The sequence below is a fragment of the Nostoc edaphicum CCNP1411 genome (assembly GCF_014023275.1).
In the GTDB taxonomy this organism is placed as follows: Bacteria; Cyanobacteriota; Cyanobacteriia; order Cyanobacteriales; family Nostocaceae; genus Nostoc; species Nostoc edaphicum_A.
The window spans coordinates 1,985,508-2,002,763 of record NZ_CP054698.1 but is presented as its reverse complement, the minus strand read 5'-3'; the positions used below and the strand labels follow the sequence as shown (position 1 = coordinate 2,002,763).

General features: G+C 40.5%; 20 protein-coding genes. 14 read left to right on the top strand and 6 right to left on the bottom strand.

Features of this window, described 5'->3' with window-relative positions:
• The first annotated feature begins 614 nt into the window (after positions 1–614).
• The 8 genes from HUN01_RS11090 (at position 615) to HUN01_RS11055 (ending at position 7,956) form a co-directional block, all read left to right on the top strand.
• Positions 615–869 (top strand): RNA-binding S4 domain-containing protein, encoded by a 255-nt coding sequence (locus HUN01_RS11090; protein ID WP_181931309.1) that lies wholly within the window; start codon positions 615–617, stop codon positions 867–869.
• Between the two features lie 47 nt (positions 870–916).
• Positions 917–1,333, top strand: a complete 417-nt coding sequence (gene arfB / locus HUN01_RS11085) for an alternative ribosome rescue aminoacyl-tRNA hydrolase ArfB (protein ID WP_069068197.1) — start codon at positions 917–919, stop codon at positions 1,331–1,333.
• Positions 1,334–1,382: 49 nt separating this feature from the next.
• The gene (locus HUN01_RS11080; protein ID WP_181931308.1) at positions 1,383–1,577 is read left to right on the top strand and encodes a hypothetical protein; all 195 of its coding nucleotides are present in this window, start codon (positions 1,383–1,385) and stop codon (positions 1,575–1,577) included.
• A gap of 566 nt (positions 1,578–2,143) precedes the next feature.
• Positions 2,144–3,028, top strand: coding sequence for a lipid kinase (locus HUN01_RS11075; RefSeq protein ID WP_181931307.1), 885 nt, complete (start codon positions 2,144–2,146; stop codon positions 3,026–3,028).
• Between the two features lie 97 nt (positions 3,029–3,125).
• A complete protein-coding gene (locus HUN01_RS11070; RefSeq protein ID WP_181931306.1) occupies positions 3,126–3,731 on the top strand; it encodes an exopolysaccharide biosynthesis protein in 606 nt (201 codons plus the stop codon).
• Positions 3,732–4,595: 864 nt separating this feature from the next.
• Complete coding sequence (locus tag HUN01_RS11065) at positions 4,596–5,153, top strand: hypothetical protein (RefSeq protein ID WP_181931305.1); 558 nt, start codon at positions 4,596–4,598, stop codon at positions 5,151–5,153.
• Positions 5,154–5,856: 703 nt separating this feature from the next.
• Positions 5,857–6,798, top strand: a complete 942-nt coding sequence (locus tag HUN01_RS11060) for a class I SAM-dependent methyltransferase (protein WP_181931304.1) — start codon at positions 5,857–5,859, stop codon at positions 6,796–6,798.
• Between the two features lie 381 nt (positions 6,799–7,179).
• Positions 7,180–7,956 (top strand): SDR family NAD(P)-dependent oxidoreductase, encoded by a 777-nt coding sequence (locus HUN01_RS11055; protein ID WP_181931303.1) that lies wholly within the window; start codon positions 7,180–7,182, stop codon positions 7,954–7,956.
• Positions 7,957–8,234: 278 nt separating this feature from the next.
• Here the strand turns inward: HUN01_RS11055 and HUN01_RS11050 are convergent, their stop codons facing one another.
• The 3 genes from HUN01_RS11050 to HUN01_RS11040 all read right to left on the bottom strand — a co-directional run bounded on the left by HUN01_RS11050 (position 8,235) and on the right by HUN01_RS11040 (position 9,864).
• The gene (locus tag HUN01_RS11050) at positions 8,235–9,014 is read right to left on the bottom strand and encodes a photosystem II electron transport protein, Sll1252 family (protein ID WP_181931302.1); all 780 of its coding nucleotides are present in this window, start codon (positions 9,012–9,014) and stop codon (positions 8,235–8,237) included.
• 44 nt (positions 9,015–9,058) lie between these two features.
• Positions 9,059–9,253 (bottom strand): hypothetical protein, encoded by a 195-nt coding sequence (locus tag HUN01_RS11045; protein ID WP_181931301.1) that lies wholly within the window; start codon positions 9,251–9,253, stop codon positions 9,059–9,061.
• A gap of 101 nt (positions 9,254–9,354) precedes the next feature.
• Positions 9,355–9,864 carry a hypothetical protein gene (locus tag HUN01_RS11040; protein ID WP_181931300.1) on the bottom strand — a complete coding sequence of 170 codons (510 nt, stop codon included), beginning with the start codon at positions 9,862–9,864 and terminating at the stop codon, positions 9,355–9,357.
• Positions 9,865–10,407: 543 nt separating this feature from the next.
• Here HUN01_RS11040 and HUN01_RS11035 point away from each other — a divergent pair.
• The gene (locus tag HUN01_RS11035; RefSeq protein ID WP_181931299.1) at positions 10,408–11,571 is read left to right on the top strand and encodes a DUF58 domain-containing protein; all 1,164 of its coding nucleotides are present in this window, start codon (positions 10,408–10,410) and stop codon (positions 11,569–11,571) included.
• Positions 11,572–11,711: 140 nt separating this feature from the next.
• On the opposite strand, the gene HUN01_RS11030 is transcribed toward HUN01_RS11035, so the two are convergent.
• Positions 11,712–12,368, bottom strand: a complete 657-nt coding sequence (locus HUN01_RS11030) for a PEP-CTERM sorting domain-containing protein (protein ID WP_181931298.1) — start codon at positions 12,366–12,368, stop codon at positions 11,712–11,714.
• Between the two features lie 437 nt (positions 12,369–12,805).
• Between HUN01_RS11030 and HUN01_RS11025 the strand changes: the two genes are divergently transcribed.
• The 5 genes from HUN01_RS11025 (at position 12,806) to HUN01_RS11005 (ending at position 16,392) form a co-directional block, all read left to right on the top strand.
• Entirely contained in the window at positions 12,806–13,171 is a 366-nt protein-coding gene (locus tag HUN01_RS11025) for a ferredoxin thioredoxin reductase catalytic beta subunit (protein WP_069068208.1), read from the top strand.
• Entirely contained in the window at positions 13,168–13,560 is a 393-nt protein-coding gene (locus HUN01_RS11020; RefSeq protein ID WP_181931297.1) for a DUF309 domain-containing protein, read from the top strand. The genes HUN01_RS11025 and HUN01_RS11020 overlap by 4 nt, the downstream gene beginning before the upstream one ends.
• Positions 13,561–13,793: 233 nt before the next feature.
• A complete protein-coding gene (locus HUN01_RS11015) occupies positions 13,794–14,291 on the top strand; it encodes an LptA/OstA family protein (RefSeq protein WP_181931296.1) in 498 nt (165 codons plus the stop codon).
• A 30-nt stretch (positions 14,292–14,321) separates the two neighbouring features.
• Positions 14,322–15,050, top strand: coding sequence for an LPS export ABC transporter ATP-binding protein (gene lptB, locus HUN01_RS11010; RefSeq protein ID WP_069068211.1), 729 nt, complete (start codon positions 14,322–14,324; stop codon positions 15,048–15,050).
• A gap of 226 nt (positions 15,051–15,276) precedes the next feature.
• Positions 15,277–16,392, top strand: a complete 1,116-nt coding sequence (locus HUN01_RS11005; RefSeq protein WP_181931295.1) for an LptF/LptG family permease — start codon at positions 15,277–15,279, stop codon at positions 16,390–16,392.
• Here the strand turns inward: HUN01_RS11005 and HUN01_RS11000 are convergent.
• Together HUN01_RS11000 and HUN01_RS10995 are read right to left on the bottom strand one after the other, a co-directional pair.
• Positions 16,366–16,527: a hypothetical protein gene (locus HUN01_RS11000; protein WP_181931294.1), complete on the bottom strand. Its 162-nt coding sequence runs from the start codon at positions 16,525–16,527 to the stop codon at positions 16,366–16,368. The genes HUN01_RS11005 and HUN01_RS11000 overlap by 27 nt on opposite strands.
• Positions 16,528–16,592: 65 nt before the next feature.
• Positions 16,593–17,213 carry a CP12 domain-containing protein gene (locus HUN01_RS10995; protein WP_181932650.1) on the bottom strand — a complete coding sequence of 207 codons (621 nt, stop codon included), beginning with the start codon at positions 17,211–17,213 and terminating at the stop codon, positions 16,593–16,595.
• Positions 17,214–17,256 lie beyond the last annotated feature (43 nt).

The window sequence follows — 17,256 nt, the reverse complement described above, 5'->3', positions numbered from 1 at the left end:
CCTGAACACAGTAAAAGAACCTTCCAGACTAGTTTTTTTCACCTATATCTGGAAATTTTGTCGATCAACATTATAGATAATAAACTGGTATTACAGTTTTTCGTTTTAGCGATCGCTATGCTTTTATGAAGATACAAAAGCTTACTTAAAATCAGCATATTTGTGCTATTACCTAAGATTACTGACTTTTGAGTATAAATTCATCTTCCGATTGATAGACTCAGCAGCATTCAAGTCTGGCATATCACTTTGAGACTAAGCTTCACCTCAAGAATATCCATTTAAACTGGACAAAGTACTTTAGGCTTCATTTAATTTCATCTAGGCTGATATATAGCTCGATAGATTCACGTTTTACCTTGATCACGCCACGATACAATTAAGAGGATGTTTGAAAAGTTATCTTGTCGGTATCAAAAATTTTAGATCCCCCTAAATCCACGCCACTTGCTCTACTTGGGGACACCCCAAGACCGCAGTGGCTCCCCTTAAAAAGGGGAACTTTGATTCCGGTTCCCCCCTTTTTAAGGGGGGTTAGGGGGGATCTCAAAGTGCCTAAAGTGACAGCGAAACACTTTTCAAACAACCTCTAAGGTAATGTAGTTTTATTTACGATGAAGAAAGTCAGAGACAACACAATTAAGTTAAATCAATTTTTAAAGTTGATGGGTATAGTGCCAACTGGAGGCCAAGCCAAACTGATGATTCAAGGTGGCGATGTCCAAGTAAATGGTATGTTAGAAACCCGACGAGGACGGCGACTAGTACCAGGTGATAAAGTGACAATACAAGGACAGACTTTAGAGGTGAATTTAAACAACAATGAAGACCCAGATGAAGTAATAGATTTCACCGAACAAACCGAGTAAAGAAAGTTTATCCCAAATTTAAAAGTTTCTCTTTTTCCTTGTGAGTAATGCTGCAAATTTCCAACAAAGTTATTATCCCACAGACTGATATTGAAATTACTGCGATTCGCTCCCAAGGAGCCGGAGGCCAAAATGTTAATAAGGTTTCCACTGCGATCCACTTGCGCTTCGACATTGTGGCTTCATCATTACCCGACTATTATAAACAACAGCTTTTAAAGCTGAACGATAGACGCATTACCCAAGAAGGAGTTGTCGTAATCAAAGCCCAGGAACACCGAAGCCAAGAGAATAATCGGGAGTCAGCCTTGAAACGACTTCAAGAACTCATTCAAAGCGCAGTTGTAGTGACAATAAAACGCAAACCCACCAAACCAACTCGCAGTTCTCAAAGAAAGCGCCTTGACTACAAAACTAAGCGCGGACAGGTTAAATCTAACAGAGGACAGGTGACAGATTGTTGATTCATCGATTATTAGTAGAAAATATACGTATTATTCAATGTTAAAAAAGATGAATAAGACATTACTAAAGATTTTGATGTTTGGGCGTTTAATCTTGTTTATCCTCTCTCCCTTTGCGGCCCTTGCTAGTTTAATGCTTATACTATTAGTCGCGGCGTTTTTCTTTTTACTAGGAGACGTATTTCAAGCAATTATTGGTGGTGATACTGGTCCTAAAGAGTCACAAGAGCAAAAATCCCAATGAAAATAGGGATTTCCAGGACAAAGCTGGTTTCAAGCTGCGATCGCTTTAGCGTAGACAGTTTCCAACATGTCACATAATGAGTCCTATATATAATTGTTTTTTCAACCAAAAATTAAATAATTGTAATACCGATTACCTGTGAGGTTGCATAGAAAAAGTGGCTTGAGAAATTTATCTCACCAAGTCTGATTTTGTGTGGCTTCACAAATAATTTGTATAACTATTAATACAAATCAAATCTCTAAATATGTATCTATACTAATGAAAAATATCCATTTTTCGGGGCATGATATTATTTGAATAATCCTCTATTTATTAAAATAAATACCTAAATTCTAGTTGAGTGTCAGTAACAATTATATTTACTTAGTATTGATCCACTGAATACTAATAGAGCTAAACTAGATAAAAGGAAAATTAAAAAGTTAGCATTCACAATATAATAAGTGTTAACAAAATAATTTTTTATAAACTTCATAACAACCTAAACACTTTTTTATAGTTACCTTAAAGCAAAATATATAGATGCGGATAATTGGACATATCAACTACAAAAGGTACTAACCATGAGTTCCCGCGCACTGCTGTTAGTAAATCGTCATGCCCGCCAAGGGGAAAAGGGTCTGTCAGAAGCGATTGAATATCTGAAGACACTCGACTTTGATTTAATTGAGGAGTCTACAGAAAATCCCAAACATCTTGCTGAAGTTATACTTCGCTATCAGCATCAAGTTGACTTCGTAATTATTGGTGGAGGAGATGGCACTCTAAATGCCGCAGTAGATGCTTTAATTGATACTCAGTTACCTTTGGGAATCTTGCCTCTGGGAACTGCCAACGATCTAGCAAGGACTTTGGGAATCCCCAATTCCCTTAGCGAAGCTTGCAAAATTATTGCAGATGGAAATTTACAGCGCATCGACTTGGGTTGTGTAAACGGCAAGCATTTTTTTAACGTTGCCAGTCTGGGATTGAGTGTAAAAATTACCCAACGACTTACCAAAGAAGTCAAACGCCGTTGGGGAATATTTGCTTATGCTGCTACTGCATTGCAAGTGCTTTGGGAAGCTAGACCTTTTTCTGCCGAGATTGTGATCAAGGGTGAATCGGTTCGCGTCAAAACAGTGCAAATTGCTGTGGGTAACGGCCGCTATTACGGCGGCGGTATGGCAGTGGCTGATGATGCCACAATAGATGACCAAAGGTTAGACCTTTATAGCTTAGAAATTCAACACTGGTGGCAAATTATATTATTACTACCCGCAATGAGACAGGGGCGACATATACATTGGCAGAATGTGCGTTCTCTTCAAGGTCAAGAAATAGAGGTGTATACTCGCAAACCGCGCCCTATTAATACAGATGGTGAAATCACTACTTACACTCCTGCTCATTTTCGGGTTATACCTAGAGCTATAGCTGTTTTAGTACCCTCAAAAATCAGGAGTTAGGAGTTATTCAATTTTAGATTTTAGATTTTCCTTCAATCCAAAATCTAAAATATCTCCCTCTGCTACAAATGTGGGAACTCGCATCAACTCACGCCAAATGCATCTGAGATTTTCTGAAGATATAAAGTCCCTGTTGCAACGCCTAGCAGAACAACCACTGACTCTAGGTGATATTCTGGCAGAAACCTCAGAACGAGGCTTCAGCCTGGTAATTACATTATTAGTTTTGCCCTTTTTATTTCCTATGCCACCAGGATTAACTGGCCCTTTTGGTGGTGCTTGTTTACTATTGTCAGCGCAAATGCTTTTAGGGAGGCGATCGCCTTGGCTACCCAAAAAAATCGCTAACTACCAATTTCCTCGTCCCTTTGCCCAGTTGCTTTTGCAAAATTTGGGACGTCTTACCAAAGTTTTCCAGAAAATCGCCCGTCCCCGATTGCCAAAAATAGCCCATAATCCTTTAATTTGGCGAATCAATGGGTTTTGTATCTCTTTATTAACAATATTACTAATATTACCAATTCCGTTTACAAATCCCATTCCCACTATAGGGATTTTACTTTTGACTGTTGCCACCATCGAATCGGACGGTTTATTAATTTGCATCAGCTACGGTATTACTGCCCTGATTACCTTGCTATTTGGATTTCTTGGTTATGCAGTATGGTTAGCTCCCAGTTTGTTGCCATCTATATTTAAATAATAAAAGCCCCCAACTAAAAGCTGAGGGCTGTAATTTATTAGGGTGCATCTACCATTTATTAATCCACTTTATTTATTGCCATATCCGGGTAAATTATATTTTTGACAAAATTTATTTTCTTACCTATTAAAAATATCAGCAATAAAAAAGCCTTCAACTAAAAGCTGAGGGCTGTAATTTATTAAGGTGCATCTACCATTTATTAATCCACTTTATTTATTGCCATATCCGGGTAAATTATATTTTTGACAAAATTTATTTTCTTACGCATTAAAAATATCAGCAATAAAAAAGCCTTCAACTAAAAGCTGAGGGCTATGATTTAATTAAGGTGCATCTACCATTTATTAATCCGCTTTATTTATTGCTATATCCGGGTAAATTAGACTTTTGACAAAATTTATTTTTCCCGAATAAAAAATATCAGCAATAAAAAAAAAGCCCCCAACTAAAAGCTGAAGGCTGTGATTTAATTAAGGTGCATCTACTATTTATATATCCGCCTTAGTTCTTGCTGCATCAGGAAGAATTGAAAAAAAATGGATGGCTGTAGAATTGGTTTCGTTAGCTACAACGCTAGTACTAGAAATAAATCACCCATTCCCAATCAACAAAACCCTTACGCTGTCTTCATTTTTAATTTTTAATTTTTAATTCCGTCTTGCGGTACTAGCCTCAATGAGGATCACCTACGGTTTTTGACTAGGTAATCATTGACCGACTTCACAGTAATTTTACAAATATCTTGATTTTCCTCTGGATACACAAAGTTTCTGTTAATATCTCTAATCGGATATCCGCAATAGTACTAATTTAGTTTATTAGTTGGGTATATGACTATAAAAGTTAGACACACCCAACTTGATGAAGCGATCGCAATTTCTATTAGCCCTTGCTAGTCTTAGTATTGTCGGGGGAAGCTTTTTTCTGAGAACAGCTTTTAGCAGTACTAGCCAGCCTAAAATAATAACTGATACATCACGCTACAAAGAAATTCGTAATCAACTATGGTCTAATAATGACCAAGTAAAACATTTTCCTCATGAGATTCCCACTGATGCCAAAGGTGTTCGCATTGCTTACTCTCCCAAATTTTTGCAAGGAAGTGGTTTTTTTCAAATTAGGCTGAAAGAGCCGCCAAAAAAGATAGAAAAATTACTTTCGCAATACAGAAGTAGTGCAAAGCACAAATATAGGGGTGGAAACACAAATGACCACATAAACCAGCCTAACGGTGTGCCGACAACTTTCTTCTACACCAGTGACTCTCCTGCGGAATCTTTTCCAGCTAATTATGAAATACTCGTATTAAATACAGAGGACAAAGGTAGACCTGGCTTCAAGTGGAATCATGGAGATAGCTACGGCGTTGCTATTAATAGTACTGCTTCAGAAATTATTTATTGGTCTGAAAAATGGTAATTAGCAATTTAAAATAAATTTAAATCATCATGATAAAAACCATTCATTATTTAGGACATCATACTTCAGAAAGAATACCTAAATGAGTGGTTTCATACAAGAATAGAAAAACTAAAACTGTGTTTCAAAGCTTTAACTCCCCTTGAAGAGAGGTTTTTCGAGGGGTAAAAAGCCATTCCACAAACCAAGAAATTAAGACTTGTGTATTTTTCTTTTTTCGTATAAAACCACCCTGCTACTGAATTTTTAATTCAGTAGTCTTCAATCAGTCGAGACTTCAGAAGCTAATACCAATTCTATCTGAGGCTCCGCTTTATTCGCGTAGCGGCAATACTTTGCGGGTTGACGCTCCTTCTCTGCGAGACGCTGCGCGAACGTCGCTAACGCTGAAAGCGTTCTCGTAAGAGTAGCCGCTTCTCTACGTTCGCGTAGCATGTCGTAACGCTTCGCGTAGCTTGCTTCGACCTAGGAGTATGCGTCTACATAAATTGTCGCTACAGTCTGTAGTTTTGTATCAGTTTTATAGGCGCATCTTCAAACAGAAATAGTATAAAACTGATTGATAATTATGAATTACCTTGACTGTTCTTGTATAAGAAGTAACAAGTTTTAAGTACTTTTCTTATACAAGAACACATCTAACTGCTACAGTTCATAGTGTTGTGTTCAATTCCCAATAAGTTAAGCAATAGAGGTATGCAAAATGAAAAATCTAGTAAAGAGCCTTCTTGATGAACGAACCAAATCGGTGATTAGATCATCTGAACTATATCAAGCTTTATACAATAAAATGCATTCAAGCAAGCTAGCTGTTGCGGGCAAAAGGCTTGATATTTGTGCCAATGAAGTTGCTATCTATCTACTTCAGTCTGGTAAAGATAAATATGTATTACGTGATAAAATTTGCCTTGAAATTGGAAGTGGATGGTTGTTGACTCATTCGTTAGTCTTTTACCTTCTTGGAGCCAAAAAGGTTTATGCAACGGATGTTTATCCGTTATTACAACCAGAAAATATTTTTAAAGCCGTGTGTAAATCTGTAGATTGGAGTATTTTAGATAGTCTATCTACATTTGAAGATCGTGAGATTATTGACTTACGTTTAAAGAAACTACTTTCATTAAAAAATTTATCCGTAGAAGTCTTACAAGACTTGGGTATAGAATACGTTGCTCCAATTGATTTATCTCAAAAACTACCTAGTAAAGAAAAAATAGATTTCATCTTCTCCAAATCTGTGTTAGAGCATGTACCAGTTGATGATGTTGTGCCACTTTTAAAAAATCTTGTAAATAGCCTTTCTAAAGATGGCTTTATGTTTCATCTCATTCATTTACTCGATCATAAAAATTTAAGAGAAAGACCATTTGATTTCTTTGTTTATCAACAAGAAGCTTACTCGAGAGAGTTACAATCAAGGTGGGGAAATCGAATTAGACGAAGTGAATGGAAGCACATATTTTCTAATCTTAAGCACTTGGACTCTAGATTTGTATTTGAGTGGTCGTGCAAGGATAGAGAATTACCAAAAAAAATTGACTCGTCTATTCAATATACAGATGAAGAAGACTTAAGAATCTCCCATATCGGTGTAGCTGGAGAATTCACATCGCTTACGAAGGTCAATTCTTATACCAATTCTTGATGAACACTCATAGAAAGAACCCAACCTCCCCAAGGCACCTCCCCGATGCCTTGGGGAGGTTGGGAGGCAATATTATTTCGGATGAAACTAACAATCTCTCTTTTGGTCTGGGGAAAAGTTAAAGGGCAAGGGGTAAAAATAAATTCAAACCATTTCCCCCCTAAGAGAAAAGTATTGGGTTGGGAGGGGTAAAAATAATGTGCCACTTCACAGAGAATTGGTCTTAGGAAAAGAGAAGTTTTGAGTGGAGGCTTTCTCCACTTAGGCTTTATTAATAGGTATGGCTTTTACTCTTTTGGGTATATCACTTTGGGTAGTTAAAACTTATAGCCAGCATAGTTAAAATTTTAATGGTGATTAAAAACTATCTGAATATGTAGAATGCCAACTGCTTTAATTACTGGTGCCTCTAGTGGTATTGGTAAAGCCTTTGCTCAAGAACTAGCCGCACGCAAGACAAATCTTGTACTTGTTGCTCGTTCTGAAGATAAACTAAACCAATTAGCTACAGAATTACGAGAACAACACAAAATTCAAGTAGACGTTATAGTAAAAGACCTCACCGAACCTAATGCAGCTGCCAGTGTATTTGATGCCACTAAAATAAAAGGGTTAAGTATTGATTTGTTAATCAATAATGCTGGTTTTGGTTACTATGGCGACTTTGCTGAAGGTGATGGAGGAAAACAAGTTAAAATTGTACAATTAAACATTTTAGCATTGGTAGATTTAACCCATAAATTTCTCCCATTGATGCGGGAACGTCGCTCTGGAAGCATTATTAACGTATCCTCAATTACGGCTTTTCAACCAATACCATACCTTTCTGTTTATGCTGCCAGTAAAGCTTTTATTCTCAGCTTTAGTGAAGCGCTATGGGCAGAAAATCGTCAATATGGTGTACGTATTTTAGTTACTTGTCCAGGGCCAATAGAAACAAACTTTTTTGCAGAAGCTAATTTTCCTCCAGCGCTAGCAAGCAGTACAGATAAAGTGTATTCTTCCGAAAAAGTGGTTTGGGAATCTTTAGAGGCTTTGGAAAAAGGGTATCCAACTGTTATTAGTTCTGATACGAAGACTCAAATTAGAAGCAAATTATCTCGACTCGTACCGCGGAAACTTCTGCTGAATATGTTAGCAAAACGCTTTCAAGCCTAATACCATTTCTGTTTGAAGATGTGCCTATAGGACAATACGCTTGGGTTAAGGGTTATTGGTCTTTGAAGACGCGATAAATCGCGTCTCTACATGAGGGTTTTGTTGCTCATTCTGAACTGTATTTGCCTATAGGACTGATGCAAAACTACAGACTGTAGCGGCAATTCATGAATTGCCGCTACGCAAATAAACCGCAGCCTCACATAGAATTGGTATAAGTATATATTTACAAGTTAGGAGTTAAGAGTTAAAACTCGTAACTTCTCACTCTTCACTGATTACACATACCTTGTTAATTGAACTCGGTAACGGTCTTTTTTTGTAACGGCGATTTCGCCAACTTCTAAACGTCCTTTAGAGCGAATGGCGATTAAGTCGCCTGATTTCACTTGAGAACTAGCTTGGGTAACTTCCTTCCAATTGACGCGGACATCACCAGCATCAATGAAATCAACCATTTTGCTGCGGGACATGCCAAAACCAGCAGATGCGATCGCATCTAATCGCAAAGAAGCCTCCACAGTAGTTAATTCTTTTTTCTTTGGTTCCCGAACCCTTAGTTCAGTTACCTCAATCTGCTGAGTTTTCACAGGAACCGATCGCACCTGTTTAAGACTCATTTCCAAAAATTCCACCAACTCTGGTGCGACAATCGCCTGCGCCCCTCGTTCTCCCAAGACAATAACATCTCCCGTTTTTTCACGAACAATTCCCGTTCCCAACATTGCGCCTAAAAAGTCGCGGTGAGAGGCGGTATCAAACAGGAAATTACCAGCAATTTCCACGGCAACAAGGCTGACTTGAGATTGATCTAAGGGAAGTTCCGAACGAGCGATCGCTATTCTTTGACGTTCAGCTTGCGGATATCCACCCCACGCCGTCAATTGCACTTCTGTTAATCGGTTAAACACTCGTTGAATTTCTACCAATTCTGGGGGAGATAGGAAATCAGTCAAAACCACTTCCCAAGTTTTGATCGCTTGCTCTGCTTGGTCGATTACACGAGCTACACTATCTCGATTTTCAACACCTTTTAAAAGTTCTTCTCGTGGCAACATTCTTAAAAATTATGAGTTATGAATTGAGAATTAATCTGCTATAACTATCTCGATTTTAACTTTAATTCCAATTTCAGCAGATTTTCATCTCTACCAATTTGTTGCATTCCGAATTTTTCCAGAATGCAAATTGAGGCAGTGCGATCGTTCTTTTGAGTTCCGGCTGAGATAAAGGCAAAATTGAGCAGTGTTTCTACTGTTTCAAAAAAAAATCCCTGCTGGCGATCAGCTGATAGCACTTCCTATTGGAATTTGTTTTTGATTGCAGCGACTTAAACCACCTCCAAAAAACAGGAAGCAACTCAAGTCGCTGTGTCGGAATGTGTAAACTATGATTCATTCAATACACAGTATTGGTGTCAGCATAACCTTGGATATTTTCTGGATCAAACTGACGTAATATTCGGGTTGCTTGGCGAGTCAGAATTTCAGAACCTTGAACGGCAACTAAGTATTTACCCGCATCTAAGCGGTTGCGATAGGGTAAAGCATCACCACTACCTATGAGTAAACCGACTCCACCACCCACTAACACACCACCCATAGCACCACTCGCAGCACCCAGCAGTCCGCCAACGATGTGATTGCCAACTTCACCCGCCCACGCAAAAGTATCTAAACCAGTGATGAGGCTGAATGTAAAACCTGCAAAAAAGCCAAATGGTATCAGCCAGGTTGCCATCAGTTTTGCTTGCTTTTTAGCTTGGTCTTTGGGGTCAATTAAGCCAAACTCGTCAGCCGTTTTATACCCCCTCCCCAGGATGGTACTGTTTATGCCTTCTTTTTCTAAAGCTAAGTAAGCAGCTTCGGCTTGAATGCGGTCTTGTAATACGGCAACAAGGTAATTCATTGATTTTGCAATTTGTCTAATAGAAGTTTTGCCTTAATTAACAGCGTATCAGTCCTGGTCAAATCAAACCGTTGTGCGGAGTCATTTGTCATTTGTCATTGGTCAAATGGCACTAGGTTAAGACACGACACAGCCTTTGCTCTCAATGGTTCCTAGCCTGGAGCCTGAGAAACGGCTCTGCCTTCTCTTCGTTGACGATAGGCAGTAGCCCTTTCGGAAGACATTCCCAGTCTTAAGTCCTAACCGTGTACACACAAGTCGAATTACCCCCCTTAATCCCCCCTTGCAAAGGGGGGAAAAATCCGGTTCTCCCCCTTGGCAAGGGGGAGTTAGAGGGGGTGAGAAGGACTTGTGTGTACACCGTAGGTATTAAGGCTAGGAACGAGGTGATAATCAGGCTAAACAAACCTTTGGGCTTTTCTTAGTCCTAACCAATGACCAATAACTAATGACTAATGACCAATGACAAATGACTATTATGGATTTTTTAGTAAACCCCTGAAATACTGTGAATTACGAGTGGCGTTGGGTTAAAAAAGAAACATGAAAATCATCAAACCCATCACCAATTGGTTAGAAACCCGCGCCAGTGCCCCTGCATACGGCGGTTGGGTACTAGCAGCAACGGCGATTTGTTTTTTTGGGGCAGGTGTAAATACGATGGCTGGTTGGCTGTATGCCATTAGCGGCATCAGTTTTGCCCTTTTGGGTGTAGCAGCCATTTTACCGCCGCGATCGCTCACCGGTCTATCCATCACTCGCCGTCCTATGCAACCTGTGTCAGCAGGCGATGATCTGACTGTCGAGTTAGAAATCCGCAATCAGACACAGCAGCCTGTAACTTTGTTGCAAGTCGAGGATATGCTGCCTTTCGTTTTAGGGAAATCAATACAAAAAGCGATAGAAACAATTCCTAGTCAAGGCAGTTACCGTTGGGTATATTACCACCCTACCCAGCGCCGGGGCGTTTATCGCTGGCACACAGTCGAACTGGGTTCTGGTGCGCCTTTAGGATTGTTCTGGTGTCGCCGTCAACGTGATTGTGCAGCCACAGCGATCGTCTATCCCACAGTCTTACCTTTGTCTACCTGTCCCTTAGTAGATGAAATGGGGCAAGAAGAGAGCAAAAGGGGCGATCCTCGTGGCAGACCCTTGCAGACAGCGACAACGGGGTTGGTGCGATCGCTGCGTCCTTACCGCGTTGGAGATCCGACTCGTCTGATTCACTGGCGGACTAGCGCCCGCTATGGGGAATTAAGGGTGCGGGAGTTAGAAATGGTGACAGGTGGACAAGAAATAGTTATTGCCCTTGACAGCGCTAGCAATTGGGAAGAAGAAAACTTTGAACAAGCAGTAATTGCCGCAGCATCACTGTATTTTTATGCACAGCGACAGCAATTACAGGTGCAACTATGGACAGCATCCACAAATTTAATAAAAGGCGATCGCTTTGTACTAGAAACCTTAGCAGCAACAACCGCCCTAGAAGATGCTAGTCCAGTAGTTCCTAAAAGCTGCTCCTTGATTTGGCTGACTCAAAACCCCCTGAGTCTCTCTACTCTTCCTCAAGGTAGCCGCTGGGTTTTGTGGCCAAATATTTCCTCACCAGCAGAACAAGAAGTAATCAATTGGGAGCATCCTGGTATAGTTTTGGAAAGCGATCGCCCTCTGCAACCCCAGCTACAAAAAACATTACATTCGTATTGATCGATACCTTCACCGAAAAACTACACTCTAGAAGGGCTATACGAACAAAGCCTACCTTTACAGATTGTAAAGCTTTTAGCCCACGGAGGTGGGTTTTGTTCGTATAGCCACAACTTCTAGGCATTCTGGCAAAGTTTGAGTTAACTTTGCTTTAGCTGTTTACGTCTTAATACCAAACCAGCATTTAAAGCCCCGATTGCTAGTAGTGCTGGTAGCAATGTAGGTTCGGGAACAGATGTAGCTTTTTCATTAAAGGTAAAGTTATCTAGCGCAAACTGTGTCCCGGCACCACCCGTCTCTACAAGATAATCTGGCTCAACTCCACCAAAGGACGTAAACCTTAATTCATCAACACCAAAATAATCAAAATTAACTAAAGTTGGCTGTGTCGTATCTACAACCACAGTTTTTGAATACAGGGTTGCACCGCTATTTAAACCTTCTACAGTAACCGAAAGACCATCATTCCAAGCAGCTGTTAAATAGGCACTGTTGAAGTCAAAAACACCATCACTGACTAGGGCTGGGTTTCCAAACCCGTTGAAAGCAACGTAGTCTCCTGACACTCTGCCATTGTCATAACCTGTACGTGAGATAGCATTCGAGCCATTCGTGTAGTAAAAATTATCCCAATTAAATCCACCGTAGCCGTTAGGAATTAGAGTGAAATCTGGAATAGGCGCTATATCATCAAATGTTAAAACAGCTGCTTGTGCTACTGCTCCTATTCCCAAAACAATGATTGTTGCTCCGATCGCAGCAGTCGATAACTTTTTCGCAATGATTGAAGTGGTCATAAATAGTAAAAGTTGTAACTCTTGTTTTATGAAACACATCAAAGTTTACACTAGGTAGCAAAATAGACAAGTTCTTTTAATGATTTTTTTGATAAAATATTATAAAGTTATGATAAATAAAACTCAGTACAATGAATAAATCAAGTAAATAATACAAAAGCTTGGGGAAGGGGCGCACTCCGTATCTACCCTTAGATGCGTCACAGCATCGTTTTTTGGTGAGAATAAATCAACCTCTTGACTTTTAAATTCTGCCTCAAGATGTAATTTGAATTTTGATTAGCTTAGAAGTAAGCTTCTGTGATTTCCTAGATTTTATCTGATCCCAGCCCACCGGACATATCAGCCTTTGAACAAGCAAGGTTGGGGAAATCCACCCAGTAATCCTCACATGAGGCTGAGGTACAATGCAAAGAAATATTTAAATTATGAGCGACATGATCACATCAGAACATAACACAAAATCCAGCGATAAAAGCCTAGAGGCAATGCGGCATTTTTCCGAACAATACGCCAAGCGGACTGGAACATACTTCTGTTCTGAACCTTCTGTTACCGCAGTTGTGATTGAAGGGCTAGCCAAACATAAAGACGAACTAGGTGCGCCTTTATGTCCCTGTCGCCATTATGAAGATAAAGAGGCTGAAGTCCATGCCACGTATTGGAACTGTCCCTGTGTGCCAATGAGAGAACGCAAAGAGTGCCATTGTATGTTGTTCCTTACCTCTGACAACGAGTTTGCTGGAGACAAACAAGACATCTCTCTCGAAACAATTAAAGAAGTACGAGACAGTATGGGATGAGCGAAACCATCCCCCAAGAGTTTTGGCAAGGCATAGAACAGTTCAATTCTGGTCAGTTCTACGCCTGTCATGACACTTTAGAGGCTTTGTGGATTGAAGCCAGCGAACCAGAAAAAACTTTTTATCAAGGTATTCTCCAAATTTCTGTAGCCCTATATCATTTGGAGAATCGGAACTGGCGAGGTGCAGTTATTCTATTGGGAGAAGGCGGCAATCGCCTACGGCGTTACCCATCTAGTTACGGTGGCGTTGATGTAGATGAACTATTGAGTCAGAGCGCAGCATTGTTGACGACATTACAACAAATAGGGCCAGATAAGATTACATCTGGCGATTTGGGAAAAGATCAAATCTTATCTTTACCTAAAATTGTGCTGACTACTGATTAGACTTCTGATGAAATTAGTTATGCGTCGCCCCAAATCCTTGCTAGGCAGAATTCATGAATTCTGCCTACATCATTTTTACTCAGATACCAATTACCTGAAACCTTGAGGTTGGGGGTAGCGTCACTATTTCAGCCAGTAGTTATCGTAAATCACTCCAGATTGTATATTTCATATCTGGATAAAGTACTTGAGATAATTAGAATACAAGCTGCAATCCTGAATCCCAAACTCCTATGATGCCCTGCTATCAATTGCCCATATCACAAATGCGTCGCTTTGGATTAGCTTTAATGCTGCCAGCTGCACTCTTGGGCGCTTTTACATTCCCTACCCAACTGCAAACTGCTACTGCACAAACATCTGAAGCAAATCGCCCTTTGACTATCCGTGCTGATGTGCAAGAATATGACGCCAAAAACCAAGTAATCACCGCTCGCGGTAATGTGCAAATGTTGTATCCTTCTCGCCAACTTCAAGCAACATCTGCCCAAGCGCAGTATTTTAGTAAAGAACGCCGAATTGATTTCACGGGTAACGTCTATATTTTGCAACAGGGTGGTAATAGTATTCGGGCAGAGAAGGTAACCTATTTAATTGATGAAGGGCGATTTGTCGCTCTACCTCAATCCAACCGTCAGGTAGAGTCCATCTACATGATTCAGGAATCAGAGAATAATGCACAAACTGCGGCACCTGCCCCACAGACACCAGCATTCAAGCCTTCTAATTAGCATTTACCACCAAGAAAGGGTGCCTCCAGCGTGAAAATTGTTTTAGAGAATATTCACAAATCTTACGGTAAGCGAGTAATTGTCAATCGTGTAAACCTTTCTGTTGCTCAGGGCGAAATCGTTGGTTTGCTAGGTCCCAATGGGGCTGGTAAAACAACGACCTTTTACATTGCTACAGGTCTAGAAAAACCTAATCAAGGAAAAGTCTGGCTAGGTAATCTGGATGTTACGGGAATGCCAATGCATAAAAGGGCACGATTGGGTATTGGTTATTTAGCACAAGAACCAAGTGTTTTTCGTCAACTCTCGGTACAGGATAATATTCTGTTGGTGCTAGAGCAAACGAATGTGCCACGATGGGAGTGGTCAAGACGACTCACAACTTTACTGCGGGAGTTTCGGTTGGAAAAATTAGCCAATAGCAAGGGCATTCAACTTTCTGGTGGTGAGCGACGACGGACTGAATTAGCAAGGTCTTTAGCGGCTGGGCAAGAAGGGCCAAAATTTTTACTTTTGGATGAACCATTTGCAGGAGTTGATCCGATCGCAGTTTCAGAAATTCAGCAAATTGTGGCACAATTGCGCGATCGCGGCATGGGAATCTTAATTACAGATCATAATGTCCGCGAAACCCTGGCCATCACCGATCGCGCCTACATCATGCGCGAGGGACAAATCCTCGCTTTTGGTGGTGCTGACGAACTCTACGGTAACCCCCTCGTGCGGCAATATTATTTAGGGGATAATTTTCAAGTCTAAATTAACAATTATTTAATTAATAATTTCAAAGGTTATTTTGATTTTTATTCTTAAACATGAATTTATTAGTTAATTTTTTGCTATTTAAAATTAAATTTTGATACTAAATACAGTAGATATACTTTGCTTCACCAGGGTTGCCAATATTTAACTGTTAAACCAGCTTATGATATCAAAGAAGTTCACGTCTTTTTACAGTCTCCATTCGCTGTTGCCTTTTACGATCATGGATCGCTATCTTGCCAGCGAATTGTTAGCGCCGTTTTTCTTTGGTGTCGGAGCTTTTTCATCAATTGGCGTCACTATTGATGCTGTATTTGATCTGGTCAGAAAAATCGTAGAATCTGGGCTACCCATAGATATTGCTATTCAAGTTTTTTTGTTAAAGTTTCCCAACTTTATCGTTTTAGCTTTTCCCATGTCTACGCTGCTGGCTACTTTGATGACCTACAGTCGTCTTTCTAGCGAGAGCGAATTAATTGCCCTGCGTGGTTGTGGGGTGAGTGTTTATCGCATGGTGCTAACTGCTGTGATGTTGAGTCTTTTAGTCACAGGAATGACGTTTGTGTTTAACGAACAGATTGCGCCAGCAGCAAATTACCAAGCGGCGATGACTTTAGAGAAAGCTCTTAAATCAGACAAACCAACTTTTAAACAGCAAAATATTTTCTATCCTGAATACCAGGATGTTGTCCAGCCAGATGGTTCAAGGAGTAGGATATTGACACGCTTGTTTTACGCCGACCAATTTGATGGTAAGCGTATGACAGGTTTGACGATTATAGATCGCTCAACAAAAGGTCTGAATCAAATTTTGGTATCTGAATCTGCCCAGTGGAATCCTTCTCAAAATGTCTGGGATTTTTACAACGGCACGATCTATTTTGTCGCTGCCGATCGCTCCTATCGCAACATCGTTAGATTTGAACAGCAACAATTGCAACTACCGCGCACGCCGTTAAGTCTGGCAGAAAAAAGCCGAGACTATGGTGAAATGAATATTTCTGAAGCACTAGATCAACTAGAAGTAGAATATCTTGGTGGCGATCGCCAAAAAATTCGTAAACTCCAAGTGCGAATTCAACAAAAAATCTCTTTACCCTTTGTCTGTGTAGTTTTTGGCTTGGTAGGCGCAGCGATGGGAAGCATACCCCAGCGGACTGGAAGAGGTACCAGCTTTGGGATTAGCGTCGTAGTAATTTTTTCGTACTACTTAATTTTCTTTATTAGTGGTGCGATCGCACAAGCCGGTGTCCTCTCTCCCTTTATGGGAGCTTGGTTGCCCAACTTTGCTTTTTTGGGAATAGGTTTATTCTTATTGATGCGAGTTGCGAAACGGTAAATTGAGAGACACGGGGAAATCAGAGGCAATTTTACCTTGTCCCCCTTGTCGCAATACGGTTTGGTTAAGGCAAAAGACGCGATTCATCGCGTCTTTGTGATAAATTATCGCGTCTTTGTGATCTAAAATTTTCATCAAAAAGCCTGGTTTAACCGAACCGTATTGCCGTCCCCCTCGTCTCCCTCATCCCCCCACCTCAATTACGGGTGATAATTTCGGCATTCGGGTGCATCTGGATTTTCCTTGCAGTATTCTTCAAAAGAGACTTTGGCTGATACCATACCCTCAGATTTCTGATGAGCTGCTTCTGCTTGGAGTTCTTCTACTTCATCCCAGGCGACTGCACAGGGTTTAGAATAAGCACCTTGTTCGGTGCAAATAGCACGAGCCTGATCAATTGCTTTTTTAATTCTCTCTTCCAGCAGTAACGCTCTTGGCGCTTCTACAAAGTCGCTTTTGGTCAAAATGTCGGTAATTGAGATGATGCCCAGCAGCTTGCCTTGAATCACAGGTGCGCGATGAATACCAGTGTTAGCAAATAACCGTGCTACATATTCCACACCCAAATCAGGATTGACCACAATGCAGGGCTTGCTCATAATTTCATAAACCCGTACTTGCTTTGGGTCTTTACCATAGGCTGTGATCTTATAGACAATATCCGTTTCTGTGACAATACCATAAGCATCATTGTCATAGCGGCGATCCACAACCAGCGCCCGCAATCCTTTATCTTTCATCAGCCCCACCGCTTCAGCAACAGTTGCCGAACCGCGAATGGTAACTACCTCTTTGGTCATGATATCTTCAGCTTTCATCATTGCTGTAGTCTCCTGGTTAATAGTCCGGTGCAGCACTGCGCCC

Excerpts from the sequence above, each read along its gene's own strand:
- HUN01_RS11090 (WP_181931309.1), top strand. The coding sequence starts at position 615 with ATGAAGAAAGTCAGAGACAACACAATTAAGTTAAATCAATTTTTAAAG.
- arfB (WP_069068197.1), top strand. The coding sequence starts at position 917 with ATGCTGCAAATTTCCAACAAAGTTATTATCCCACAGACTGATATTGAA.
- HUN01_RS11080 (WP_181931308.1), top strand. The coding sequence starts at position 1,383 with ATGAATAAGACATTACTAAAGATTTTGATGTTTGGGCGTTTAATCTTG.
- HUN01_RS11075 (WP_181931307.1), top strand. The coding sequence starts at position 2,144 with ATGAGTTCCCGCGCACTGCTGTTAGTAAATCGTCATGCCCGCCAAGGG.
- HUN01_RS11070 (WP_181931306.1), top strand. The coding sequence starts at position 3,126 with ATGCATCTGAGATTTTCTGAAGATATAAAGTCCCTGTTGCAACGCCTA.
- HUN01_RS11065 (WP_181931305.1), top strand. The coding sequence starts at position 4,596 with ATGAAGCGATCGCAATTTCTATTAGCCCTTGCTAGTCTTAGTATTGTC.
- HUN01_RS11060 (WP_181931304.1), top strand. The coding sequence starts at position 5,857 with ATGAAAAATCTAGTAAAGAGCCTTCTTGATGAACGAACCAAATCGGTG.
- HUN01_RS11055 (WP_181931303.1), top strand. The coding sequence starts at position 7,180 with ATGCCAACTGCTTTAATTACTGGTGCCTCTAGTGGTATTGGTAAAGCC.
- HUN01_RS11050 (WP_181931302.1), bottom strand. The coding sequence starts at position 9,014 with ATGTTGCCACGAGAAGAACTTTTAAAAGGTGTTGAAAATCGAGATAGT.
- HUN01_RS11040 (WP_181931300.1), bottom strand. The coding sequence starts at position 9,864 with ATGAATTACCTTGTTGCCGTATTACAAGACCGCATTCAAGCCGAAGCT.
- HUN01_RS11035 (WP_181931299.1), top strand. The coding sequence starts at position 10,408 with ATGAAAATCATCAAACCCATCACCAATTGGTTAGAAACCCGCGCCAGT.
- HUN01_RS11030 (WP_181931298.1), bottom strand. The coding sequence starts at position 12,368 with ATGACCACTTCAATCATTGCGAAAAAGTTATCGACTGCTGCGATCGGA.
- HUN01_RS11025 (WP_069068208.1), top strand. The coding sequence starts at position 12,806 with ATGATCACATCAGAACATAACACAAAATCCAGCGATAAAAGCCTAGAG.
- HUN01_RS11020 (WP_181931297.1), top strand. The coding sequence starts at position 13,168 with ATGAGCGAAACCATCCCCCAAGAGTTTTGGCAAGGCATAGAACAGTTC.
- HUN01_RS11015 (WP_181931296.1), top strand. The coding sequence starts at position 13,794 with ATGATGCCCTGCTATCAATTGCCCATATCACAAATGCGTCGCTTTGGA.
- HUN01_RS11005 (WP_181931295.1), top strand. The coding sequence starts at position 15,277 with ATGGATCGCTATCTTGCCAGCGAATTGTTAGCGCCGTTTTTCTTTGGT.
- HUN01_RS11000 (WP_181931294.1), bottom strand. The coding sequence starts at position 16,527 with ATGAAAATTTTAGATCACAAAGACGCGATAATTTATCACAAAGACGCG.
- HUN01_RS10995 (WP_181932650.1), bottom strand. The coding sequence starts at position 17,213 with ATGATGAAAGCTGAAGATATCATGACCAAAGAGGTAGTTACCATTCGC.